Here is a 24,047-nt window from a genome sequence, read left to right as displayed (position 1 = left end):
AACAAAAAGTGCGACTTTCTTGCACTCTTACTTTTTGTAAAGAAACATTACAGTGGTTCTACTTTAGTGGCAAGTTGCCAACTTAACATTTGAAAAAAGCCCGCGCCTATATGAGAACGAGACACGGGTTTTACATATATAAATTAATTAGTAAGCCTTTAATCTCACCGATTTTATCAAGGAGATCTATTGCTTCTTTTTCTTCATCTAAGAGATCCTGTGCAAGTTCGACAAGACGTGTATCAATGGTTTCAATGATTTTCAAACGTCTTCCTTCACCAAAACGATTCCAGGTATGTGATTGTTTTAACTCCATACCATGTTCTACTGTCTCTTGTAGAAATCGTTTAACAAGCATTTTAAACCTAGCAAGTTCTCGTAAATTACGTGATCTAGCAACTCGGTCACCTGCAGTAGATATATCCCCTAACAAACGTGTTAGTTGTTCTGTTTGCAGCTTATTACCTTGCTTGACGACCATATCTCCAAATCGGTTATTTTGATTATTATTTTGTAGTGGCTCTTTGCGATTTGTATTTAACCCGACACGTATATCTTGATTAATCTTCAAGCTGGTTTCGCCCCCACAATTTTTATCTTTCTCCTAGGCATAATCGCTTTTAAATAACTATTAGTTTTTTTAAAATGTCTAATAGTAGCTAATAATCAATAATTCAGCTTCGGAGGCTACTTTTTAAAAATGATGGAATTGTTCAATCGGTAAAACAAATACAGTAGCTCCTCCTACCTCAACCTCCACAGGGTAAGGTATATAGGAATCAGCATTTCCTCCTAACGGAGAAACTGGTGCAACCATTTGCTCTCTTGCTCGACAATTATCCCGAATAATATCTAAAAGTTTGGGTATGAGAGAGTCTTCAGTTCCTATAAGAAACGTCGTATTTCCTGAACGTAAAAATCCTCCTGTGCTCGCTAATTTAGTTGCGCGAAACTGATTTTTCGTTAAAGCATTTGATAAGCGGCTGCTATCCTGATCTTGCACTACAGCTACGACTAACTTCATTCGCACTCACCCCTTTTATAAAATTCACCTAGATAGATTTCAATACTATTCCTAAGCATTAGCTTATAAACATTTATCTTGATTCAGCGGATGTTTATACACCCGTTGAATATAGGGGAACACCATCATGTTGCCCGCCTACACAATGCAGGTTAGTTAATCTAAAAACTAAATCTGCGTGAAAGCGAAGCGTCAGCGGCAATTGCGCTCCGACGTAATGGGTACTCCCACAAATGATGTTATCCTAGTGAAGATAAATTAATGGATAGTATCATTATATCACATTGTTGTAGACAACTTCATGCTTTTACTGCATTGCTTCCAATAATAATAACCATACATCTTCCACAACATTCTCAATATCTTGGTCTGCGTTGACCACACGTATTCGTTCTGGGTACTGCTCTACTAGTTGTAAATATCCTTCACGCACCTTCTGATGAAACGACAAGCTTTCAACGTCTAAGCGGTTTACTTCCCGATTGCCAGTTGCATGAATACGTGCTAAGCCTACCTCTGGTGCAAGATCAAATAATATAGTCACGTCAGGCAATTTTTTCCCAATAGCGAACTCATTAATAGAAAGCACTTCATCGACACCGATTCCTCTTGCATATCCTTGATAGGCTAAAGATGAATCGATAAAACGGTCACATATAACCAACTTCCCGGCATCTAAAGCAGGTCGTACTTTTTCAAAATAATGCTGGCTTCTTGCTGCAGCATATAATAATGCTTCTGTTCGTTCGTCCATAGCTGTATGTGCAGGATTCAAGATGATGGTTCTTATTTTTTCTGCAATCTCAATTCCACCGGGTTCTCTTGTTGCCAGAACTTCAATATTTTTTTCTGTTAATCGCTTTGCTATCATTTGAATGACCGTTGTTTTTCCTGCTCCCTCGGGACCTTCGAATGTAATAAATAAATTGCTATTCATGCTGTTATTGCCTCCAACTATTTAATGACCTGAATCATTTTTTCTGCTAAACGATGATTCCCTTGGAATGTCGCACCTGCTGCTAATAGCTCTTCCAATTGACTTAATTTAGCTACTGTTATTCTTTCTCCTGGCACTAACAATGGTATACCAGGTGGATAAGGTATAATCATATTTGCTGAAATCCGGCCCATTGTACGCATATATGGTAACCATTCTTTATTTAATGATGCAACCTCATTAAAGGTATAGATAGGCTCAGTAATCGGTACAAAATGATAGGCTGTATGAGAAGCCGTTATGCTATCGGTTTTAGCTGTGTTTAATAGCATAGTTATAGCCTCTTTTATACGAATTCTGATTTCAGCAAATGGGTAGGTATGTCCTTGCTTCAGCAAAGGTAACACAAATAAGACCTGATTCGCATCTGCCAGCTCCCCATAAACATGCTTCGCCTCTAATGCCTCTTGTAATTGAAAACCACTATAACCATTAACACGTAACAATACTTTAAGTGGATCATCTACTTCAATTACTTCCAATGAACCAATCGAACGTAATGCTTCAATCCATTGATTCTTTTTTTCTATTATATATGCCCCATCACTCTCCATATATGTCTGTACATAATAGCGAGCATCATCTAATGAAGCTAATAATAAATAAGATGGGCTACTAGATTGTAACATGCGTAAATAATGATGTATTTTGTCAGCCGCTATCAATTCCGACTTAACATGCATAAAAGAAGCCATCGTCATAGCTGGTAGAGTCTTATGCGCTGATTGTACAACAATATCTGCTCCAAATGACAATGCGGATGGCTGAAATAAAGTACATGCATTAAAATGAGCGCCATGTGCTTCATCCACCAATACAGGTATTCCTTTTTCATGACAATAAGCAATTTGCTGCTGTATTTCATTAGAAGTCATCCCATAATAAGTAGGATATGTCAGAACAACTGCTTTCGCCTCTGAATAATTTTCTACTGCTTCTTTTAAATCTCTATAAGTCACATGTGTCGCCGATAATGTTCGTTCATCCCATAGCGGTGACACAAATATTGGCTTAGCCCCAACAAGTTCAATGGCATGGAAAATTGATTTATGTGCATTACGCTGAACAATAATCGTATCGCCCTTGTTACAAGTAGCATATATCATTGCTAAATTTCCAACAGTAGAACCTCCTACTAGAAAGAAACTCTTCGTTGCTCCATATGTATCTGCCAATAAATTTTCTGCTTCTAATATCATTTCCTCAGGATAATGTAGATCATCTAAACCTGATAATTCAGTTACATCATAACGCATTACATCTTTAAATGCTTGTGGAAGGTGGGACAGTTCGCCATGCTTATGACCTGGGACATGAAAAGAAATATTTTGTTGTTGTCGAAAACGTTCTAACCCTTCAATAATTGGCTTTTTCTTTTGCAAAACAAACACCCATTTTCGTTAGATTCTCCTTTAATTATACGAAATTATAAGGAGATAAAAAAGCTATCCCTCGACAAGGTCATCCATTTTTATTTAATAAACAAATTTTTTCAACAAATTATCTTATTATCAACCAGGACATCTTGATGTCATTACCGCTGACACTGCGCTCAAAAATAAAACAAGTATATTCACTCTTTCTTATAAGGAGAAAGTCTTCTATGCCTGAACCATCTCTTTCTGTACAAGTAATATTTGCTGAATCAAAATAAAACCGATTATTACAGATGACAGTAATAATCGGTTCTCCAAATCTTTTCATATCACTATTCTTTTGCCACTTGAAGAGCCATTGCTTCCACTAATTGCTCGACTAGCCGAGGTACAAAGTTATCTAATACCGGATTCATCATTCCCGCTAAAAATCCACTTGCTTTCATTGTTAAATTACCAGTCAGTTGAGGTGATTCACCTTGATTTTGTTTTATTTCAAAAGAACCATCACCATTTATCGGATCAGATAAACCCTCTAAATCAAATAGTACTTGATGAGCATCTGATTTTTTCATTTTAAGTTCTACTTTAACCGCTTTTTGAATAATGCCAAAATCACCTTGGAAGACCCAAATCATATCATTTTCATTTAGTATTTCGTGATGTAAATAACCTGGTATTAAAACAGCCCATTGTTCTCTATTTTGAATAAAATTCTCTAATTTTTCTTTCTGTATATTGATTTCCTTATTACATTGTCCTGTTGCCACTCCATTGCACCCCTTTGTTTATTTTAATTACTCTATTAAACTTTAACATTTTATAGGATTCTAAATAAACAAAAAAACCACTGATTTCTCAGTGGTTACTTTTTTGCCTAGCGACGTCCTACTCTCACAGGGGGAAGCCCCCAACTACCATCGGCGCTAAAGAGCTTAACTTCCGTGTTCGGTATGGGAACGGGTGTGACCTCTTTGCCATCATCACTAGACATGTATTTAATTGAAAGTGTTGTTCTTTCAAAACTGGATAAACGTGCATTGAATGGTTCAAACTTTTTTGGTTAAGTCCTCGATCGATTAGTATTCGTCAGCTCCATGTGTCACCACACTTCCACCTCGAACCTATCTACCTCATCGTCTTTGAGGGATCTTACTTACTTGCGTAATGGGAAATCTCATCTTGAGGGGGGCTTCATGCTTAGATGCTTTCAGCACTTATCCCGTCCACACATAGCTACCCAGCGATGCCTTTGGCAAGACAACTGGTACACCAGCGGTGTGTCCATCCCGGTCCTCTCGTACTAAGGACAGCTCCTCTCAAATTTCCTACGCCCACGACGGATAGGGACCGAACTGTCTCACGACGTTCTGAACCCAGCTCGCGTACCGCTTTAATGGGCGAACAGCCCAACCCTTGGGACCGACTACAGCCCCAGGATGCGATGAGCCGACATCGAGGTGCCAAACCTCCCCGTCGATGTGGACTCTTGGGGGAGATAAGCCTGTTATCCCCGGGGTAGCTTTTATCCGTTGAGCGATGGCCCTTCCATGCGGAACCACCGGATCACTAAGCCCGTCTTTCGACCCTGCTCGACTTGTAGGTCTCGCAGTCAAGCTCCCTTGTGCCTTTACACTCTACGAATGATTTCCAACCATTCTGAGGGAACCTTTGGGCGCCTCCGTTACCTTTTAGGAGGCGACCGCCCCAGTCAAACTGTCCGCCTGACACTGTCTCCTGCCCCGCTAAGGGGCATGGGTTAGAATTTCAATACAACCAGGGTAGTATCCCACCGACGCCTCCTTCGAAGCTGGCGCTCCGAGATCTCTGGCTCCTACCTATCCTGTACAAGTTGTACCAAAATTCAATATCAGGCTACAGTAAAGCTCCACGGGGTCTTTCCGTCCTGTCGCGGGTAACCTGCATCTTCACAGGTACTATAATTTCACCGAGTCTCTCGTTGAGACAGTGCCCAGATCGTTACGCCTTTCGTGCGGGTCGGAACTTACCCGACAAGGAATTTCGCTACCTTAGGACCGTTATAGTTACGGCCGCCGTTTACTGGGGCTTCAATTCGCAGCTTCGCTTGCGCTAACCACTCCTCTTAACCTTCCAGCACCGGGCAGGCGTCAGCCCCTATACGTCACCTTACGGTTTTGCAGAGACCTGTGTTTTTGCTAAACAGTCGCCTGGGCCTATTCACTGCGGCTCTCATGCGCTTGCACGCTCAAGAGCACCCCTTCTCCCGAAGTTACGGGGTCATTTTGCCGAGTTCCTTAACGAGAGTTCTCTCGCACACCTTAGGATTCTCTCCTCGACTACCTGTGTCGGTTTGCGGTACGGGCACCTCTCACCTCGATAGAGGCTTTTCTTGGCAGTGTGAAATCAGGAACTTCGTCCATACGGACTCGCCATCACAGCTCAACGTTACAGTGTGCGGATTTGCCTACACACACGCCTTACTGCTTGGACGCGCATATCCAACAGCGCGCTTACCCTATCCTACTGCGTCCCCCCATTTCTCAAACGGTGAGGAGGTGGTACAGGAATATCAACCTGTTGTCCATCGCCTACGCCTATCGGCCTCGGCTTAGGTCCCGACTAACCCTGAGCGGACGAGCCTTCCTCAGGAAACCTTAGTCATACGGTGGACGGGATTCTCACCCGTCTTTCGCTACTCATACCGGCATTCTCACTTCTAAGCGCTCCACCAGTCCTTCCGGTCTGACTTCAACGCACTTAGAACGCTCTCCTACCACTGACATCGTAGATGTCAATCCACAGCTTCGGTGAATCGTTTAGCCCCGATACATTTTCGGCGCAGCGTCACTCGACCAGTGAGCTATTACGCACTCTTTAAATGATGGCTGCTTCTAAGCCAACATCCTGGTTGTCTGTGCAACGCCACATCCTTTTCCACTTAACGATTACTTTGGGACCTTAGCTGGTGGTCTGGGCTGTTTCCCTTTTGACTACGGATCTTATCACTCGCAGTCTGACTCCCGTGTATAAATATCTGGCATTCGGAGTTTGTCTGAATTCGGTAAACCGGGATGGCCCCCTAGTCCAAACAGTGCTCTACCTCCAGTATTCTCATCACGAGGCTAGCCCTAAAGCTATTTCGGAGAGAACCAGCTATCTCCAAGTTCGATTGGAATTTCTCCGCTACCCACACCTCATCCCCGCACTTTTCAACGTGCGTGGGTTCGGGCCTCCAGTAAGTGTTACCTCACCTTCACCCTGGACATGGGTAGATCACCTGGTTTCGGGTCTACGACCACGTACTATTTCGCCCTATTCAGACTCGCTTTCGCTGCGGCTCCGCCTTCTAAAGCTTAACCTCGCACGTAATCGTAACTCGCCGGTTCATTCTACAAAAGGCACGCTATCACCCATTAACGGGCTCTAACTACTTGTAGGCACACGGTTTCAGGATCTCTTTCACTCCCCTTCCGGGGTGCTTTTCACCTTTCCCTCACGGTACTGGTTCACTATCGGTCACTAGGTAGTATTTAGCCTTGGGAGATGGTCCTCCCGGATTCCGACGGAATTTCACGTGTTCCGCCGTACTCAGGATCCACTCAGGAGAGAACGAACTTTCGACTACAGGGCTTTTACCTGCTCTGGCGGACCTTTCCAAGTCGCTTCATCTAACTCGCTCTTTTGTAACTCCGTATTGAGTGTCCTACAACCCCAAGAGGCAAGCCTCTTGGTTTGGGCTCTTCCCGTTTCGCTCGCCGCTACTCAGGGAATCGATTTTTCTTTCTCTTCCTCCAGGTACTTAGATGTTTCAGTTCCCTGGGTCTGCCTTCAAGACGCTATGTATTCACGTCAAGATACTACGCGATTAAACGTAGTGGGTTCCCCCATTCGGAAATCTCCGGATCAAAGCTCACTTACAGCTCCCCGAAGCATATCGGTGTTAGTGCCGTCCTTCTTCGGCTCCTAGTGCCAAGGCATTCGCCGTGCGCCCTTAATAACTTAACCAAGTTATTAAGCCTATAAAAAAACTTAAAAAATAAATGTGTTTGTTACAATTTCAATGTCGTTTTATCCAGTTTTCAAAGAACAAGTTTTGAAGTGTTTCATTCAGAAGAATGAACCTTCAAAACTGAACGCAAAACGTAATCTTACAAACCCAAGGTTTGTATTCCGAAATAATCCTTAGAAAGGAGGTGATCCAGCCGCACCTTCCGATACGGCTACCTTGTTACGACTTCACCCCAATCATCTATCCCACCTTCGGCGGCTGGCTCCAAAAGGTTACCTCACCGACTTCGGGTGTTACAAACTCTCGTGGTGTGACGGGCGGTGTGTACAAGGCCCGGGAACGTATTCACCGCGGCATGCTGATCCGCGATTACTAGCGATTCCGGCTTCATGTAGGCGAGTTGCAGCCTACAATCCGAACTGAGAACGACTTTATCGGATTAGCTCCCTCTCGCGAGTTGGCAACCGTTTGTATCGTCCATTGTAGCACGTGTGTAGCCCAGGTCATAAGGGGCATGATGATTTGACGTCATCCCCACCTTCCTCCGGTTTGTCACCGGCAGTCACCTTAGAGTGCCCAACTAAATGATGGCAACTAAGATCAAGGGTTGCGCTCGTTGCGGGACTTAACCCAACATCTCACGACACGAGCTGACGACAACCATGCACCACCTGTCACCGTTGCCCCCGAAGGGGAAACTATATCTCTACAGTGGTCAACGGGATGTCAAGACCTGGTAAGGTTCTTCGCGTTGCTTCGAATTAAACCACATGCTCCACCGCTTGTGCGGGCCCCCGTCAATTCCTTTGAGTTTCAGTCTTGCGACCGTACTCCCCAGGCGGAGTGCTTAATGCGTTAGCTGCAGCACTAAGGGGCGGAAACCCCCTAACACTTAGCACTCATCGTTTACGGCGTGGACTACCAGGGTATCTAATCCTGTTTGCTCCCCACGCTTTCGCGCCTCAGTGTCAGTTACAGACCAGATAGTCGCCTTCGCCACTGGTGTTCCTCCAAATCTCTACGCATTTCACCGCTACACTTGGAATTCCACTATCCTCTTCTGCACTCAAGTCTCCCAGTTTCCAATGACCCTCCACGGTTGAGCCGTGGGCTTTCACATCAGACTTAAGAAACCACCTGCGCGCGCTTTACGCCCAATAATTCCGGACAACGCTTGCCACCTACGTATTACCGCGGCTGCTGGCACGTAGTTAGCCGTGGCTTTCTAATAAGGTACCGTCAAGGTACAGCCAGTTACTACTGTACTTGTTCTTCCCTTACAACAGAGTTTTACGAACCGAAATCCTTCTTCACTCACGCGGCGTTGCTCCATCAGGCTTTCGCCCATTGTGGAAGATTCCCTACTGCTGCCTCCCGTAGGAGTCTGGGCCGTGTCTCAGTCCCAGTGTGGCCGATCACCCTCTCAGGTCGGCTACGCATCGTCGCCTTGGTGAGCCGTTACCTCACCAACTAGCTAATGCGCCGCGGGCCCATCCTATAGCGACAGCCGAAACCGTCTTTCAGTGTTTCACCATGAGGTGAAACAAATTATTCGGTATTAGCCCCGGTTTCCCGGAGTTATCCCAAACTATAGGGTAGGTTGCCCACGTGTTACTCACCCGTCCGCCGCTAACGTCGAAGGAGCAAGCTCCTTCTCTGTTCGCTCGACTTGCATGTATTAGGCACGCCGCCAGCGTTCGTCCTGAGCCAGGATCAAACTCTCCATAAAAGAAATTTGATTAGCTCAAATTGTTTTGCTGGCATCAATTTTGATGTCCAAATTTTTTGTTTCGTTCACTCGCCGAAGCTAGCTACTTAAAACTTTATTGATTACGTTTTGCTTGTTCAGTTTTCAAGGTTCATTTGTTTGCCGCTGTTTCAGTAGCAACTCTTATATAATACCATGTGCTATACATTGTGTCAACAATAATTTTTAAATTTTTTTTTCGTTTCAACCAGTTGTATTAGCGACTTCTATAACTATACCAGAATCTTTTTATAATGCAAGCCTTTTATAAAAAAAATATTAAAGCTGTTATTCCTAATACACCTGGAATACCTAAGACAGCGATTGTTAAGACAGAAAACAGATTGATTGGCACATTATATCCTATATAACCAATACCTAAATGAATTACGAATAATAATAGAAAAGCAAATGCAAATCTAAACCAAAACACCGATAATCCTTCTAAGATTTTACCCAGTTTAGCATGTCTTATTATTACATAAAGAAAAAGAAGCCCAACAGGAATACAAATACTCATAATTACTAACCAAGACATATAGTTGCCCCCCTCAATTAAATAATTATGAAAGTTTATGTTTCCTGTTTTGCTTCTATGAATATTTTAAAAAGAACTATTTTATTAATACCTTACGAATTCTAGCTTCCTTAAACAAATAGAAATGAATACTTTCTGCAGTTTTGCGTTGAGCAATCACACCAAGATCATAATCATCCATTAATTCTTCTATTATCTTCGCCTGCTGTAAATCCTCTTTTGTTTCTTTAATCAGATTCACAAGCTTATCATCGAATTCTTTTTTTAGTTTCCCTTTACTACGGAAGAACATATTAATCCCTCACTCATAACTCGCGTCGGCCTTCCATTGCCTTAGATAGCGTAACCTCATCTGCGTATTCTAGATCTCCACCTACTGGTAATCCGTGCGCAATACGGGTCGTACGAATACCTGACGGTTTGACTAGGCGAGAAATGTACATAGCGGTTGCCTCACCCTCAATTGTTGAATTCGTAGCTAAAATAAGCTCTTGGACACTTTCATCTTGCAAGCGCACTAACAAAGAAGCAACATTAATATCTTCTGGACCGATACCATCCATTGGCGAAATAGCCCCCTGAAGTACATGGTACATACCATTGTAGTCGCGCATTTTTTCCATTGCGATCACATCTTTTGTATCTTGCACAACACAAATAACAGAATGATCTCGCTGCTTATCTGTACAAATGTGACATGGATCTACATCCGTTATATTGCCACAAACAGAACAGTAGCTTAGGTTTCGTTTAGCATCAATCAGTGCTTTAGAGAAAGATAATACATCGTCTTCCTTCATTGATAACACAAAAAACGCCAGACGAGCCGCAGTTTTCGGCCCGATACCTGGCAATTTCATAAAACTATCGATCAATTTAGATATTGGTTCTGGGTAGTACATATGAATACCTCCTAGAATGGAAGGTTTAAGCCTTGAGTGAATTTACCCATAGTTGAGTTTGTTTTTTCTTCTACCTTTTTCAACGCTTCATTTGTTGCAATAACAATTAGGTCTTGTAACATTTCGATGTCTTCAGGGTCTACTACAGATTCATCAAGATTTACTGAAACTACTTCACGCTGACCAGAAACTGTTACTTTCACCATACCGCCGCCTGCAACACCTTCAAATTGCTCAGCATTTAAAGCTTCTTGAGCCTCCATCATTTCCTTTTGCATTTTTTGCATCTTTTTCATCATACCTTGCATATTTCCCATTCCACGCATAAATGTTTTCCTCCTAAAAATTTAATCTTCAATAATTTCAACAAAATCTTTACCAAAGAGCTTTTCAGCCTCTGTCACAAGTGGATCTTGTGAAGCGAGAGGTTGGGCATCATCGATAAATGGTTCTTCTGGCATTTCTGCCGGTGGTGGCTCTAATAATTCCTCACCATGCTCTGATACAGTCTGCGATTTCTTTTGCTGTAAACCATGATCACGAATAAACTCTTCACGCATTTTCAACCATGATTCTTCAGGTATGCATAGCATCTCGTACATTGTACCAGTCTGCCCTGCGATTAATTGTGTAAAGTGAGCCTTTAAAGACTGGTTGTCGGCAACCATCTGACAATGAATATCATACTTGAATTTTAACACAAAAGCACTTGAAGATGCCGCAACAGGTTCGGCTTCTGCTAAAAGAGCAGATTGAGATTTTTGCAGTTGACTTAAAGCTTGTGCCCAAATGGACTTGATACGTTGTACATCTTGCTTAGTAGCGTCTTTCAGCACTTCCTGAATACGACCCGTCGGCGCTTTATAACCATTCGGACTTTTAGCTCTCGGCTTTTGCTCTTTTTGTGCTGTCGACACTTGAACAGGTGCCCCTGTTTGCAGTTGTAAGGATAATTGCTGAACCATCTGCTCTAGAGCTATAATCTTTTGAGTGAGCTCAGGACTTTGCACCGTTTCGTTTGTGGCCACTGATTGATGGATTACTCCTCCCGAAAACTGTACCATTTTAAGCAAAGCCGTCTCTAAATAAATTTTCGTATGGTGAGAGAAGCGCATTTCCTGCTGTGTTTTTGCGAGTATATCAATATAGCCATAAAGCATATCTGGTGCAAAATCGTGTGCTAAAGTAAATACGCGTTCCTCAGGGGACACAAGCTCTAAAAGTTCAGCTAAATCATCACTTGTTTGAAGTAATAACAAATCACGGAAAAATGTAATTAAATCTTCTGAGAGACGCAATGGATCCTTACCGTCAGCTATAAGTTGTTCTAAAAGTGCAAGCATTTGCGCAACATCTTTCACTTTGAGTGCCTCAGCCAATTCATAAAAAATATCCTGACTAATTGAACCTGTAACTAACAACGTATCTTCAAGTTTTAATTTTTCCCCACTAAAAGACACAACTTGGTCCAATAAGCTCAAAGCATCACGCATTCCCCCTGCGGCAGATTGTGCAATTACCTTTAAACCTTGGTCTTCATATGGTAAATCAATATCTTCTAAAACAACCTTCATCCGTTCAATAATATCATTAGTAGAAAGTCGTTTAAAATCAAAGCGCTGACAACGAGAAATAATCGTTGCAGGCAATTTATGAGGCTCTGTTGTCGCTAAAATAAACACAGCATGGGGAGGTGGTTCTTCCAATGTTTTCAAAAGAGCGTTAAAAGCACTTGTAGAAAGCATGTGCACTTCGTCAATGATGTACACTTTGTATCTACTGCTTGCAGGAGCAAAACGTACCTTTTCTATGATATCCCTAATCTCTTCAACACGTGAATTCGAGGCTGCATCAAATTCAATGACATCTGGATGTGAACCATCTGTAATACTTATGCACGTAGCACATTCATTACACGGTTCTTTCGATGGTGCATGTTCACAATTTAAGGCCTTTGCAAAGATTTTAGCCGTACTTGTTTTCCCAGTACCACGAGGTCCAGAAAATAAATACGCATGTGTTGTTTTATTTGCTAGGAGAGCATTTTGTAGCGTTCTTTTGACATGTGCTTGGCCAGACATTTCTCGAAAAGATTGCGGTCGATACACACGATAAAATGCTTGATACGTCACTATTTTCCTCTCTCCTTCTCCATTTAATTGAATAGATTTATTATAGCATTTGCTGCATTATATAGAAAACGAAGTTGCTAAATTAAAATAAAAAAGCATCCGCCTATAATAGACGGATGCTTTGAATTGGCAATTTAATGCCGTGCACCTTTCCTTGACAGCCGCACATAAGCGTTACTCTTGTCGTTAGCTCAGATTAGGCAACCCCGCGGCACATGAATAAGACCACTTAATGCTGCTTCCTTCCGGACCTGACATGGTTCATGGGTATCCATTGCGCAGGACCCAATCGTCAACACTACGTGCAAAAGGCAGACCAAACAATACGGACAGCCTCGAAAAAGGAATTCAGTCTCGCTAGAGCGGATTGCGAGTTACAGGACACCGCTACCTTCCCACCTAGCACGGCAATAACTAGTATACTGACTGTTTGTATAAATTGCAACTTAATGCACAAATTATTTATTTCCAAGTCATGATTTAAACAATATAAATTTTTTCAAAAAATATATTGACGCTCGTTTCTAGTTATGATAAATTTATTTTTGTCGATAAGACAGCAAAGCAATATAACATGGAGGTATACCCAAGTCTGGCTGAAGGGATCGGTCTTGAAAACCGACAGGCGGGTAACACCGCGCGGGGGTTCGAATCCCTCTACCTCCTCCAGTTTTAAATTTCCGACTACAAATGTAGCCGTTTTTTTTTGCCTAAATTGTATGTATGACTTGTTAGATACCACTTCCGCCTCGGTTGTGGTATTTTTTATTATATCAATGATGGGAGGTTGTTGAATTGCAATCGAAATTACTTATGACGCGTGCTTCCCTTACTTGGATTTTCATTATTGCTGTTATGACCGCAATTGGTAGTGAAATTAAAATTATGCCTTTTGCTAATACAACTTTCCGTTTTGGTTTAGGAACAATTGTCTTCTTTTTATGTACATTAATTAAACCTACACCTATTATTTTGGCTGGCGTTGCTACAAGTATTGTGACAACTATTTTTCGTGTTTTTAATTCCACATTACATGATGTTCCGATTTCTGAGAGTATATTTAACCATTTACCAGCCGGTTTATTTTATGTATTGTTTGCACTATGCCTGCAAATTTTAGATATTCAACAATACAGAGAAAAACCACTAAAACTTGGTTTACTCGTTGCCTTTAGTGAGGTCATTAGTAATTTAGCTGAACAAATTTTCCGCTTCTTTGTCCAAACTTATACTTTTTTATTTCTTCATGACCTCTTGATCCTATTAGCAGTAGCATTATTACGAAGCTTTTTTGTAGTAGGGATTTACAGCTCTATTTTGATAGCTGAACAAAAAAAACGGGTACAAGAAATGCTGAATATTGGATCTGACCTCTATGTTGAGACCCTCTATTTAAAGAAATCAATGAACCATATTGAAACAATTACGGCTAGTGGTTATGAATTATATCGACAGTTAAAAACTCTAGGTTATCGAGCAGAAAGTTTACAAGCACTTCATATTGCCCAGGAAATCCATGAAGTGAAAAAGGATTCTCAACGTATATATGCCGGTATTTCAAAGATTGTTGGTGAAAAGAGCTTTGGCCCTTTTGTATTATCTGAATTATTGCATTATATTGAAGAAGGTAATAGGAAATATGCAGAATTACTCGGTAAGGAGATACAATTTAATACATGTATAGACTTCGATTTTCAAACAAAAGATCATATTGCACTCCTTGCTCTATTAAATAATTTATCAGCCAATGCTGTTGAGGCTATTGAAGAACAAGGGATCATTTCTATTGCTATTGAGCGCCAAGAAGATAATACTGTAATAACAGTATGTGATAATGGACAAGGGATTTCACAAGCAGATATTTCTGTTATTTTTGAACCTGGGTACACCACTAAATTCAATGTTGATGGTGTAGCGGCAACTGGCATTGGGCTTTCACACGTTGCTGAACTAGTAGAAAAATTAAAAGGCTCAATAACCGTTGAATCAAACAATCAATACACAACGTTTAAAATCATAATTCCTACGCAAACTATTCAAACGGGAGAGACTTAAATGAGGTATTTTATTGTAGACGATGATCGTGCAAGTCGTGTTATGTTAAAACAAATTATTGAAGATAGCGGATTAGGTACAGTTATTGGTGAGGCTCGCAATGGTGAGGATGCCATTCCACAAATTTTAATGACGCAGCCAGAGTTTGTGCTAATTGATTTACTGATGCCTAAGCTTGATGGTATAGCAACTGTAGAACAACTTATGCAAAATCGTTTCGAGGGACAATTTATTATGATTTCACAGGTAGTGAATAAAGAAATGGTTGGCGAAGCTTATGAGCAAGGAATTGATTTCTTCATTCATAAACCAATCAATCGTATTGAAGTCGAAAATGTTTTGAAAAAAACAACTGAACAATTTCGACTCAAAAACTCACTATTAGTGATACGTCAATCTCTTACAAACATTGAGTTAAGTGAACAAAAGGCTCATAAAGCTACATCACGAGACCATATTCAATCTATTTTGAATGATATGGGGATTGTCGGGGAAATTGGTAGCGAAGATATCATTGCCATTATAGAAACATTACTTGCTCACCAGCACAAGATTGCACCCCTTCCTCCATTAAAAGAGCTTTATGAAGAAATTGCTGCTGTGACCAAGGCTACACCAGATGAAATTTTAAAAGAGAGTAAAGCCATCGAGCAACGTGTGCGTCGAACAATATTAGCTGCCATGATTAATCTCGCTAATTTAGGGGTTGTCGATTACACAAACTCAGAATTCGAGTACTATGCCCCTCGCTACTTTGATTTTAAAGAAATTCGTCAGCTCATGACACAGATTGAAGATCACGATAATCGTAAAGCAAAGGTAAATATTAAGAAGTTTATTCAAGTGTTATATTCAGACATTTTAACAAAAATAAATTAATTTTCTCGGATTTTGTCGGATTCCATAAGTCCTCCGTATTATTAAAGTAAGGCATGTCCTAAAAATTTAATATTAGGGGAGGTACAAAGGATTTGAAAAAGAAATTTAAAATCAGTTTAGCCGCTCAAATTTTAATCGGTTTGATTTTAGGGATCGTTGTTGGTGGTATCTTTTACGGAAACCCCAAAATCGAGACATATTTACAACCATTAGGGGATATATTTTTACATCTTATTAAGATGATTGTTGTACCGATTATTATTTCGACATTAATCGTTGGTGTTGCTGGTACTGGAGATATGAAGCAACTTGGACGATTAGGCGGTAAATCTATAATTTACTTTGAGATTATTACAACCGTTGCAATCGTTGTTGGATTACTTTCCGCAAACATTTTCCAACCTGGTGCAGGACTTAACATGAATGAATTATCTCAAGGGGATATTTCGAAGTATGTATCAACAACTGAGGAAGTACAGCATGAAGGGCCATTTGATATCATTGTAGGCATCGTCCCAACAAATATTATTCAGTCAATGGCTGAAGGTAATATGCTAGCGATTATCTTCTTCTCCGTTATTTTCGGTTTAGGGGTTGCTGCAGTAGGTGATCGAGGGAAACCAGTCTTAGACTTCTTCCAAGGGGTAGCAGATGCTATGTTCTGGGTAACCAACCTCGTAATGAAATTCGCTCCATTAGGGGTATTTGGTTTAATCGGTGTAACCGTTTCCAAATATGGGTTTGCTTCACTGGTTCCACTTGCCAAATTGGCTATTCTTGTTTATGCAACAATGCTGTTCTTCATCTTTGTCGTTCTTGGACTTGTGGCAAAATTCGCAGGAATCAGCATCTTCTATTTAATTAAAGTGTTAAAAGATGAGCTAATTTTAGCCTTCTCAACAGCAAGTTCTGAAGCTGTATTACCACGTATTATGATGAAAATGGAGAAATTAGGGGCGCCGAAGGATATTGTATCTTTCGTTATACCGACCGGTTACTCCTTTAACTTAGATGGGTCAACACTATATCAAGCCATTGCAGCATTATTTATTGCGCAAATGTACGGTATTCACCTAAGTATTGGTGAACAAATTACGTTAATGCTTGTATTAATGGTTACATCTAAAGGTATTGCTGGTGTTCCAGGGGTATCATTCGTAGTACTTCTAGCAACTTTAGGTACTGTAGGTATTCCACTTGAGGGACTAGCCTTTATTGCTGGTATTGACCGTATCCTTGATATGGGACGTACAGTCGTTAACGTAATTGGTAACTCATTAGCGTCATTAGTAATGGCTAAATGGGAAGGCCGTTTCGATCGAGAAAAGATGAAAAATTACTTTAATGATAATGAAAATCTAGCGTAATTTAAAAAAATCCTCACGATGTTGGATGGCATCGTGAGGGTTTTTTTATTTTGCTAATACTTTATCTAAATAAGCGATAATCGATTCTTTCCCATTGGCATGTGCTTCTTGTGCACGTTTTTCATCTTTTTCAAGTTTAGCCTCTGCTGCTGCAACAATTTTTTCAGCATCTTGCTGTGGCACAACAATCACACCATCCACATCCCCAATAATATAATCACCAGGATGAACCGTTACTCCCCCAATGGCGATCGGCACATTTACTTGTCCACCGCCGTTTTTATTGCCTGCTGCTACAGTAGTGCCTAACGAGAACACAGGGAAATTTAATTCACGAATTGCTGCAATATCGCGGATTACGCCATCCACAACAAAACCTTGTACACCTATCCCTTTTGCTAAGGAAATTACAAAATCTCCAGCCACAGCTCGGTTGGTATTTCCTTTTGCATCAATGACTAAAATATCCCCTGCAGTTGCCGCCCTAATCGCTTCCAATACGGCGCCATTTTCACCATCTGGTAAACGTACAGTTACAGCTCGCCCAGCAATTTTAAAATGGTCTGCTAATGGCTTAATATCACTTCGCAAATTGGTATGCCCGCCTGTCGCATCTGAAATAGCTGTTGTTGGTAAATGCTGAAAGCTTACTTCCACTTTTGTCATACATAACACCCCTATTATGATTGATGACTTACACTATTATTGTAAATAAAAAACATATACTATTTCAATATATCTCGGAAACTATTGGTAATTATAATAATAGTCATTTTAGAATTAAATAATTTCAATAAACTGCTTTGAGTGCTCATCTAAGGCTTCAGCGGCTGATGCTATTTCACTAAAGTCATTTGCTGTGACAGTAATTTGCTCATTTGTTTTATCTATTTTTTCAGCTATTTTTGTAATACTGTCTGTCACCTGACCAATTTCTCGCTCAATGCCCTCCACATTATCCTTCACTTCCGAAATGGATTGTTCAACTCTTATAGAAAGTTTTCGTACCTCTTTAGCCACTACATCAAAACCTCTACCATATTCTCCAGCCCTAGCTGCTTCAATAGCTGCATTTAACGCTAATAAATTAGTTTGTGAGGCAATCTCCTGTATAGTCTTTACAATTCCTTTAATAGAATCTGCTTGTTTTTGAAGCTGTACAAGATTACTTACATTTTCATTTGATTCCTTGGAAACCACTTTAATGGTTTCTAGTAGATCTTGGCTATTTTGAATGCCAGCTTCTGAACGCTGGTAAAGCTTATTAGACATGCCCTTCAACTTGTCCGCAACACTAACGATCTCATGTTGTCGTTCAGTAATATTGGTAGCTATTTTGGAAACACCTATTACTTTTCTTGTATTATTTGCGAAGACAGGCATATATGTCGCTTCCAGCCAAATGATATTACCCCTAGCATCAATTCTTTCTATTTTGTCCTGATAGCTGTTTCCTGCCGTTAGATTGCGCCAAAATTTATCGTACTCCATACTATTCACGAAATCAGGCAAGCAAAAGTCTTTATGATTTTTTCCTAGCATTTCCTTGACTGTATAGCCTAATGTTTGAGCAAATAGTTCATTGACATATGCAACTCGTCTGTCCATATCGAAGCGGATAATGGCTATATTGCGTTCAATGGCTTGTACTACTAAATCATCGGTTACTTGAGCATCTACACTATGCATAAACAACACCCCATCCATTACTAATTTTTTACTTAAAATTTAATTATTTTACTTTTATATTACATCAATTATGCCTCATTGTAATTGCAACGGATGTTAGAACACCCGCTGCATCAAGATAAAAAACATGGAGAATGTTCATCCATGTTTTTTTAATAAACGTAAAATCCCTTCAGAGGTAGCCGCTACACGTAAGAATTTCTTTTGCTCAGCACGTATAAAGCCTTCCTCTAGCATTATTTTAAAATGCTGTAGAAGCGCATCATAGAATCCATGGACATTATATAAAATGACAGGCTTTGTATGCAGTCCAATCTGAGCCCAAGTAAATACCTCAAAATATTCATCTAAAGTCCCTGCGCCGCCTGGAAGAGCAATAAAAGCATCGGCTAACTCGGCCATCTTAGCTTTACGAATATGCATAGAGTCTACAATATGGATCTCTGTTAATGAGGCATGAGCCAATTCACGCTTTTGTAAATGAGTTGGCATCACACCAATCACTTCTCCACCCGCTGCTAAAACAGCATCGGCTACCTTCCCCATTAGCCCTGTTTTAGAACCACCATAGACAACTCCGTGACCGTTTTTCGCCAGTGCTGTACCAAGCTCAGCCGCTTTCTCCGCATAAATAGGACTTTTACCTAAACCAGATCCGCAATACACTGCGATTCTTATAATAATCCCTCCTATTCAAAAAACGTGAAACAATCGGCTATATATTGTCTCACGTTTTTTGGTCATTTATTTTACTTTTATTTTCGTAAATGGCTTGTTTGTTTTAGCATATGACTGATGCGGCTCACAATTGCTTCAATGGCATCAGGATTTTTTAATAAATCATAATCATTAATATCTAAACGTAGAACTGGACAAGAATTAAAATTATTTATCCAATTTTCGTAGCGTTCATGCATTTCTATCCAATAATCATTCGGTGTTTGTTGCTCCATTGTCCGTCCACGTTCTTGAATTCGACCAATAACTGCATCAATAGGTCCTTCAAGATAGACAAGTAAATCTGGATGGGGGAAATATGGTGTCATCACCATAGCGTCAAATAAATTCGTATAAGTCTCATAATCTGTTGGACTCATCGTTCCTTTATCATAGTGCATCTTAGCAAAAATGCCAGTATCTTCGTAAATAGAACGATCTTGTACAAATCCTCCACCATATTCAAAAATACGCTTCTGTTCTTTAAAACGCTCTGCTAAAAAGTAGACCTGTAAATGAAAGCTCCATTTTTCAAAGTCCTCATAAAATTTATCAAGGTATGGATTTGTGTCTACTTTCTCGAACGATGTACGAAAGTTCAACGCTTCTGCTAATGCCTTTGTCATCGTCGATTTTCCTACCCCAACAGTACCAGCAATCGTAATAACAGTTTGTGGTGGAATATCATACTTCTCTCTTAAATTCATTATTGCAAACTCCTTTGTTGTAACGTCTCTTTAATTATTTTTAAAACATAATTTAAATCGTTTGGATTTTTTACAAAATCAAGCTGATCTCCATTAAATCGAATAACTGGAATTTCTGGATGCATGCTCTCAAAATGCTCGATAAAAGAATGATAGTCGGCCACAAGCTGCTCCATATAATCTCGTGAAATCATCTTTTCAAATTCTCGTCCCCGCATGGCGATACGCTTCATTAATGTATCAACGCTGGCATGTAAATAAACCACTACATTTGGAACAGGCATGTCTTTCGTTAAAATTCGATAGATTTCCTCATACTTCTCGTACTCAGTTGGTACCAATGTACGCTTCGCAAATATTAAATTTTTAAAAATATGATAGTCTGCTACAACAGGTTTGGCATGTGCTAAACGAAATTTTTTAATATCGGTTAATTGCTTATAGCGATTACAAAGGAAGAACATTTCCGTTTGGAAACTCCACTCCTCAATGTTTTCATAAAACTTATTTAAAAAAGGGTTTTCGTCTACAATTTCTTTTAATAGATGGTAATTAAATGTCGCTGCTATCTCTTTCGATAAAGAGGTTTTACCAACACCAATCGGACCTTCTACCGTAACAAATGGAACCGTCACCAGAAGCTCCTCCTTTTGTTCTATGGATTCGATCATTGTGTCCTACATAAATGAATCAGTGCCTTTCATTTTATCATAGTAAGAAAATGAAAAACAGAATCAACCTATTGTTCTAGTAAATTTACCTGTGGTATTTTTCTCCTGATGACATAGAAAAAAAGGCATTGAGAATATACTTCTCCATGCCTTTCACATGCCTATAATTTCACTCGTTGTAAACGAAGTGCATTTAATACTACCGAAACTGAACTAAAGGCCATCGCTGCGCCTGCTACCCATGGAGCAAGCAGACCGAGTGCAGCAATTGGAATACCTAATGTATTATAAGCAAATGCCCAAAATAGATTTTGTTTAATATTACGCATTGTTTTTCGACTCATTAGAATGGCATCCGCGATACTATTTAAATCTCCACGAATAAGCGTAATATCTGCAGCTTCCATTGCCACATCTGTCCCTGTACCAATTGCCATCCCAATATTCGCTGTTGCTAAGGCAGGTGCGTCATTAATGCCATCACCAACCATCGCTACTTTTTTCCCTTGGGCTTGAAGTTTTTTCACTTCATCAGCTTTACCTTCTGGTAAGACTTCTGCAATAACATGATTCACGCCTACCTCTGTTCCAATGGCTTGAGCAGTACGCTCGTTATCACCAGTCATCATGATGACCGTAATACCCATATCCTGTAAACGACGAATAGCTTCTTTTGATGTATCTTTCACGGTATCAGCCACAGCGACTAAACCTGCATATTGCCCGTTGATGGCAGCTAGCATTGCTGTTTTACCGTTTCGTTCTAGTTGCTCCATTGTTGGTAAAATATCATTAATACTTATTCCATATTGTTGCATTAATTTACGTGTGCCAATGACAACACCTTGACCTGAGACAGTTGCCTGCACGCCATAACCAGGTATTGCCTCGAAGAATTGAACATCCCCTAAAGCTATGCCTCGTTTTTCTATGCCCTGTACAATGGCTTCTGCTAGTGGGTGCTCTGACTGCTTCTCTGCTGCGCCCATTAAGGATAAAAAGCGCACTTCATCTTGCTCTGACGCTAAGAGAACATCCGTAAGCTCCGGTTTTCCGTGTGTCACTGTACCTGTTTTATCTACAACGACAGTATCAATGCTTTGTGTTTGCTCTAAATGTTCTCCACCTTTAAATAAAATACCAAACTCAGCTGCACGTCCTGAGCCTGCCATTATTGAAGTTGGTGTTGCTAACCCTAGAGCACATGGGCAAGCAATAACAAGTACTGCGATTAAAACCTCTAAAGCAGGTGTAAATTCTCCAGGGCTAACCCAAATAATCCAAATTAAAAAGGTTACAATGGCTATACCAACAACGATTGGTACGAAAATTCCCGAAATCTGATCTGCTAAACGTTGAATTGGCGCTTTTGATCCTTGAGCATCTTCAACCACTTTAATGATTTGTGCTAATGCTGTATCACGGCCTACCTTTGTTGCAGTCATTTTAATAAAACCATTTTTATTAATGGTTGAGCCAAATAATGGATCACCTTGTTTTTTATCCACGGGTAGACTCTCACCTGTTAACATCGATTCATCAACAGCTGTTGTTCCCTCTATTACTTCACCATCGACAGGAATCTTTTCCCCTGGCTTCACTAGAATAACATCGCCAATGATAACTTCTTCTAAAGGAACCTCTTTTTCTACACCGTCACGTACAACAATAGCAGTCTTAGCTTGAAGTCCCATTAGTTTTTTTATGGCTTCAGATGAGCGTCCTTTTGCTTTTGCCTCAAACAATTTACCTAATAAAATTAACGTAATTAAAACAGCACTCGTTTCAAAATAAAGATGTGGACCATGGTGTGATCCTATCGTTACAATCGCTTGATAGACACTATAGAAATAGGCGGCTGATGTCCCCATGACAACAAGCACATCCATATTTGCACTACCATTGCGTAATGCTTTATATGCCCCTACATAAAATTGCTTACCAATAATAAATTGCACAGGAGTAGCCAATACCATTTGGACCCATGGATTCATTAGAAATTCTGGAACATATAAAAATGACGTAAAGGAAAAATGGCCAACCATCGTCCAAAGCAGTGGTAAAGAAAGTATAGCCGATAAAATAAATTTATGTTGTTGCTGTTTGATAGCTTTTTCGCGATGATCCACTGTTTCCTGCTCATCTGCCTTTTGATGAGCCCCATAACCTAGTTTCTCAACCTTTGCAATGATATCTGCGATGGACACTTCTGATGGATTAAATTCGATCATCGCTTTTTCCAGTGCTAAGTTGACATTAGCAGAAGAAATACCGCTTAGCTTATTTAAGCCTTTTTCAATGCGAGTCGCACAAGCTGCACATGTCATACCTGTAATATCAAGTTCAGTTTTTTGTTTAACAACACCATAGCCAAGTGCTTCTATTTTCTTTTCAAAATCTGCTTCACTTAGCTTTGCTGGGTCGTATTTAATAGACGATTTTTCAAGTGCTAAATTTACCGTTGCTTGTTCTACACCATCCATTTTATTTAAACCTTTTTCAATACGAGTGGCACAGGCTGCACACGTCATACCTGTAATTTGCAAATTAGCTTCTTTACTAGCAGAACTCATTTACTGTTCACCTCTCCTTATACCAACAGGGGGTATATATATTTGAAAATAAGAGAGTGCTACAGGAGCACTCTACAATTTTACTTTACGTCATATCCTTGATCATCAATTGTTTCTTTAATTTGGTCAAGTGATACTTGTGCATCATCAAATGCAATATCCACTAAACCATCTGCTAAATTAACTTTAACTTGTTCAACACCAGCTAAAGCACCAACACTTTTTTCCACAGCATTTACACAATGACCACATGACATTCCTTGTACGTTTAATGTTACGTTTTGCATAATAAAATCTCTCCTTTTAATATGGTTTTAATCTATTTTTTCATTAACTTTTGGATCGTTACGACTAACTCATCTAATACTGCTTCATCGCCCTCTGAGAGACGATCCACTACACAGCCCTTTAAATGACCTTCTAATAATATTTTTGCCACACTATTTAATGCTGATTGTGTAGCAGATAGTTGCGTAATAATATCATCACAGTAAACGTCTTTATCAATCATTCCCTTAATACCACGAATCTGACCTTCAATACGGTTTAAGCGGGTTGTTAAATCCTTTTTCACACGCTCAGGGTGATGACTTTTTCGACAAGACGTAGCTTCCTCTGTATGACAAGCATCCTCTTTTACCGTGTCCTCCATTCACTACACCTCCTATTTGTAATTATCATA

The 24,047-nt window shown here is 40.2% G+C and carries 21 protein-coding genes, 1 tRNA gene, 3 rRNA genes and 1 other RNA gene; 4 read left to right on the top strand and 22 right to left on the bottom strand.

The features are described from left to right. Nucleotides 1-130 precede the first annotated feature (130 nt). The 14 genes from MHB40_RS00275 to ffs all read right to left on the bottom strand — a co-directional run bounded on the left by MHB40_RS00275 (nucleotide 131) and on the right by ffs (nucleotide 13,115). Nucleotides 131-571 (bottom strand): YaaR family protein, encoded by a 441-nt coding sequence (locus MHB40_RS00275; RefSeq protein WP_004229228.1) that lies wholly within the window; start codon nucleotides 569-571, stop codon nucleotides 131-133. 123 nt (nucleotides 572-694) lie between these two features. After that, nucleotides 695-1,024, bottom strand: coding sequence for a cyclic-di-AMP receptor (locus MHB40_RS00270; protein ID WP_004229230.1), 330 nt, complete (start codon nucleotides 1,022-1,024; stop codon nucleotides 695-697). A gap of 307 nt (nucleotides 1,025-1,331) precedes the next feature. Beyond that, entirely contained in the window at nucleotides 1,332-1,961 is a 630-nt protein-coding gene (gene tmk, locus MHB40_RS00265; protein ID WP_205446342.1) for a dTMP kinase, read from the bottom strand. 17 nt (nucleotides 1,962-1,978) lie between these two features. After that, nucleotides 1,979-3,412 carry an aminotransferase class I/II-fold pyridoxal phosphate-dependent enzyme gene (locus MHB40_RS00260; protein WP_342442126.1) on the bottom strand — a complete coding sequence of 478 codons (1,434 nt, stop codon included), beginning with the start codon at nucleotides 3,410-3,412 and terminating at the stop codon, nucleotides 1,979-1,981. Nucleotides 3,413-3,729: 317 nt separating this feature from the next. After that, a complete protein-coding gene (locus tag MHB40_RS00255) occupies nucleotides 3,730-4,167 on the bottom strand; it encodes an SRPBCC family protein (RefSeq protein WP_342442125.1) in 438 nt (145 codons plus the stop codon). Between the two features lie 105 nt (nucleotides 4,168-4,272). Further along, nucleotides 4,273-4,388: ribosomal RNA gene (gene rrf / locus MHB40_RS00250) — 5S ribosomal RNA — on the bottom strand. A gap of 68 nt (nucleotides 4,389-4,456) precedes the next feature. Beyond that, a 23S ribosomal RNA gene (locus tag MHB40_RS00245) occupies nucleotides 4,457-7,384 on the bottom strand. 181 nt (nucleotides 7,385-7,565) lie between these two features. Further along, nucleotides 7,566-9,117: ribosomal RNA gene (locus MHB40_RS00240) — 16S ribosomal RNA — on the bottom strand. Together the 16S, 23S and 5S rRNA genes form the textbook arrangement of a ribosomal RNA operon. 283 nt (nucleotides 9,118-9,400) lie before the next feature. Next, the gene (locus MHB40_RS00235) at nucleotides 9,401-9,673 is read right to left on the bottom strand and encodes a pro-sigmaK processing inhibitor BofA family protein (protein ID WP_205446339.1); all 273 of its coding nucleotides are present in this window, start codon (nucleotides 9,671-9,673) and stop codon (nucleotides 9,401-9,403) included. Between the two features lie 76 nt (nucleotides 9,674-9,749). Further along, on the bottom strand, nucleotides 9,750-9,965 hold the full coding sequence (locus MHB40_RS00230; protein WP_004233954.1) for a YaaL family protein: 216 nt from the start codon (nucleotides 9,963-9,965) through the stop codon (nucleotides 9,750-9,752). 13 nt (nucleotides 9,966-9,978) lie between these two features. After that, on the bottom strand, nucleotides 9,979-10,575 hold the full coding sequence (gene recR, locus MHB40_RS00225) for a recombination mediator RecR (RefSeq protein WP_205446338.1): 597 nt from the start codon (nucleotides 10,573-10,575) through the stop codon (nucleotides 9,979-9,981). 11 nt (nucleotides 10,576-10,586) lie between these two features. Further along, nucleotides 10,587-10,901: a YbaB/EbfC family nucleoid-associated protein gene (locus MHB40_RS00220; RefSeq protein WP_004233957.1), complete on the bottom strand. Its 315-nt coding sequence runs from the start codon at nucleotides 10,899-10,901 to the stop codon at nucleotides 10,587-10,589. Between the two features lie 21 nt (nucleotides 10,902-10,922). Beyond that, nucleotides 10,923-12,707, bottom strand: a complete 1,785-nt coding sequence (gene dnaX / locus MHB40_RS00215) for a DNA polymerase III subunit gamma/tau (protein ID WP_342533682.1) — start codon at nucleotides 12,705-12,707, stop codon at nucleotides 10,923-10,925. A 140-nt stretch (nucleotides 12,708-12,847) separates the two neighbouring features. Then, nucleotides 12,848-13,115, bottom strand: an RNA gene (gene ffs / locus MHB40_RS00210) — signal recognition particle sRNA large type. A 168-nt stretch (nucleotides 13,116-13,283) separates the two neighbouring features. Between ffs and MHB40_RS00205 the strand changes: the two genes are divergently transcribed. The 4 genes from MHB40_RS00205 (at nucleotide 13,284) to MHB40_RS00190 (ending at nucleotide 17,008) form a co-directional block, all read left to right on the top strand. After that, nucleotides 13,284-13,376, top strand: a tRNA-Ser gene (locus MHB40_RS00205). Nucleotides 13,377-13,502: 126 nt separating this feature from the next. Then, on the top strand, nucleotides 13,503-14,762 hold the full coding sequence (locus MHB40_RS00200) for an ATP-binding protein (RefSeq protein ID WP_205446336.1): 1,260 nt from the start codon (nucleotides 13,503-13,505) through the stop codon (nucleotides 14,760-14,762). Continuing rightward, entirely contained in the window at nucleotides 14,763-15,641 is an 879-nt protein-coding gene (locus MHB40_RS00195; RefSeq protein ID WP_205446335.1) for a response regulator, read from the top strand. Nucleotides 15,642-15,733: 92 nt separating this feature from the next. Beyond that, the gene (locus MHB40_RS00190; RefSeq protein ID WP_205446334.1) at nucleotides 15,734-17,008 is read left to right on the top strand and encodes a cation:dicarboxylase symporter family transporter; all 1,275 of its coding nucleotides are present in this window, start codon (nucleotides 15,734-15,736) and stop codon (nucleotides 17,006-17,008) included. Nucleotides 17,009-17,053: 45 nt separating this feature from the next. Here the strand turns inward: MHB40_RS00190 and MHB40_RS00185 are convergent, their stop codons facing one another. The 8 genes from MHB40_RS00185 to MHB40_RS00150 form a co-directional block, all read right to left on the bottom strand. Next, a complete protein-coding gene (locus tag MHB40_RS00185; protein WP_342533681.1) occupies nucleotides 17,054-17,674 on the bottom strand; it encodes an RraA family protein in 621 nt (206 codons plus the stop codon). 114 nt (nucleotides 17,675-17,788) lie between these two features. Continuing rightward, entirely contained in the window at nucleotides 17,789-18,697 is a 909-nt protein-coding gene (locus MHB40_RS00180) for a methyl-accepting chemotaxis protein (RefSeq protein ID WP_342533680.1), read from the bottom strand. Between the two features lie 138 nt (nucleotides 18,698-18,835). Further along, a complete protein-coding gene (locus MHB40_RS00175; protein WP_243456369.1) occupies nucleotides 18,836-19,363 on the bottom strand; it encodes a TIGR00730 family Rossman fold protein in 528 nt (175 codons plus the stop codon). 89 nt (nucleotides 19,364-19,452) lie between these two features. Beyond that, a complete protein-coding gene (locus MHB40_RS00170; RefSeq protein ID WP_048391003.1) occupies nucleotides 19,453-20,121 on the bottom strand; it encodes a deoxynucleoside kinase in 669 nt (222 codons plus the stop codon). Next, entirely contained in the window at nucleotides 20,121-20,756 is a 636-nt protein-coding gene (locus MHB40_RS00165) for a deoxynucleoside kinase (protein WP_342533679.1), read from the bottom strand. The genes MHB40_RS00170 and MHB40_RS00165 overlap by 1 nt, the downstream gene beginning before the upstream one ends. A gap of 197 nt (nucleotides 20,757-20,953) precedes the next feature. After that, nucleotides 20,954-23,365 (bottom strand): heavy metal translocating P-type ATPase, encoded by a 2,412-nt coding sequence (locus tag MHB40_RS00160; RefSeq protein WP_342533678.1) that lies wholly within the window; start codon nucleotides 23,363-23,365, stop codon nucleotides 20,954-20,956. Between the two features lie 80 nt (nucleotides 23,366-23,445). Continuing rightward, on the bottom strand, nucleotides 23,446-23,652 hold the full coding sequence (gene copZ / locus MHB40_RS00155) for a copper chaperone CopZ (protein ID WP_004233974.1): 207 nt from the start codon (nucleotides 23,650-23,652) through the stop codon (nucleotides 23,446-23,448). A 32-nt stretch (nucleotides 23,653-23,684) separates the two neighbouring features. Beyond that, nucleotides 23,685-24,017: a metal-sensitive transcriptional regulator gene (locus MHB40_RS00150; RefSeq protein ID WP_205446329.1), complete on the bottom strand. Its 333-nt coding sequence runs from the start codon at nucleotides 24,015-24,017 to the stop codon at nucleotides 23,685-23,687. Between the last annotated feature and the right edge of the window lie 30 nt (nucleotides 24,018-24,047).

It is taken from the genome of Lysinibacillus sp. FSL K6-0057 (assembly GCF_038630885.1).
Classification (GTDB): domain Bacteria; phylum Bacillota; class Bacilli; order Bacillales_A; family Planococcaceae; genus Lysinibacillus; species Lysinibacillus fusiformis_F.
The sequence above is the reverse complement of the archived record's forward strand: the minus strand, read 5'-3'. Positions and strand labels throughout refer to the sequence as shown.

Bases quoted from the DNA above. Each gene is read 5' to 3' on its own strand.
- MHB40_RS00270 (WP_004229230.1), bottom strand. From the start codon at position 1,024: ATGAAGTTAGTCGTAGCTGTAGTGCAAGATCAGGATAGCAGCCGCTTA.
- tmk (WP_205446342.1), bottom strand. From the start codon at position 1,961: ATGAATAGCAATTTATTTATTACATTCGAAGGTCCCGAGGGAGCAGGA.
- MHB40_RS00235 (WP_205446339.1), bottom strand. From the start codon at position 9,673: ATGTCTTGGTTAGTAATTATGAGTATTTGTATTCCTGTTGGGCTTCTT.
- MHB40_RS00230 (WP_004233954.1), bottom strand. From the start codon at position 9,965: ATGTTCTTCCGTAGTAAAGGGAAACTAAAAAAAGAATTCGATGATAAG.
- recR (WP_205446338.1), bottom strand. From the start codon at position 10,575: ATGTACTACCCAGAACCAATATCTAAATTGATCGATAGTTTTATGAAA.
- MHB40_RS00220 (WP_004233957.1), bottom strand. From the start codon at position 10,901: ATGCGTGGAATGGGAAATATGCAAGGTATGATGAAAAAGATGCAAAAA.
- MHB40_RS00195 (WP_205446335.1), top strand. From the start codon at position 14,763: ATGAGGTATTTTATTGTAGACGATGATCGTGCAAGTCGTGTTATGTTA.
- MHB40_RS00185 (WP_342533681.1), bottom strand. From the start codon at position 17,674: ATGACAAAAGTGGAAGTAAGCTTTCAGCATTTACCAACAACAGCTATT.
- MHB40_RS00180 (WP_342533680.1), bottom strand. From the start codon at position 18,697: ATGCATAGTGTAGATGCTCAAGTAACCGATGATTTAGTAGTACAAGCC.
- MHB40_RS00170 (WP_048391003.1), bottom strand. From the start codon at position 20,121: ATGAATTTAAGAGAGAAGTATGATATTCCACCACAAACTGTTATTACG.
- MHB40_RS00160 (WP_342533678.1), bottom strand. From the start codon at position 23,365: ATGAGTTCTGCTAGTAAAGAAGCTAATTTGCAAATTACAGGTATGACG.
- copZ (WP_004233974.1), bottom strand. From the start codon at position 23,652: ATGCAAAACGTAACATTAAACGTACAAGGAATGTCATGTGGTCATTGT.
- MHB40_RS00150 (WP_205446329.1), bottom strand. From the start codon at position 24,017: ATGGAGGACACGGTAAAAGAGGATGCTTGTCATACAGAGGAAGCTACG.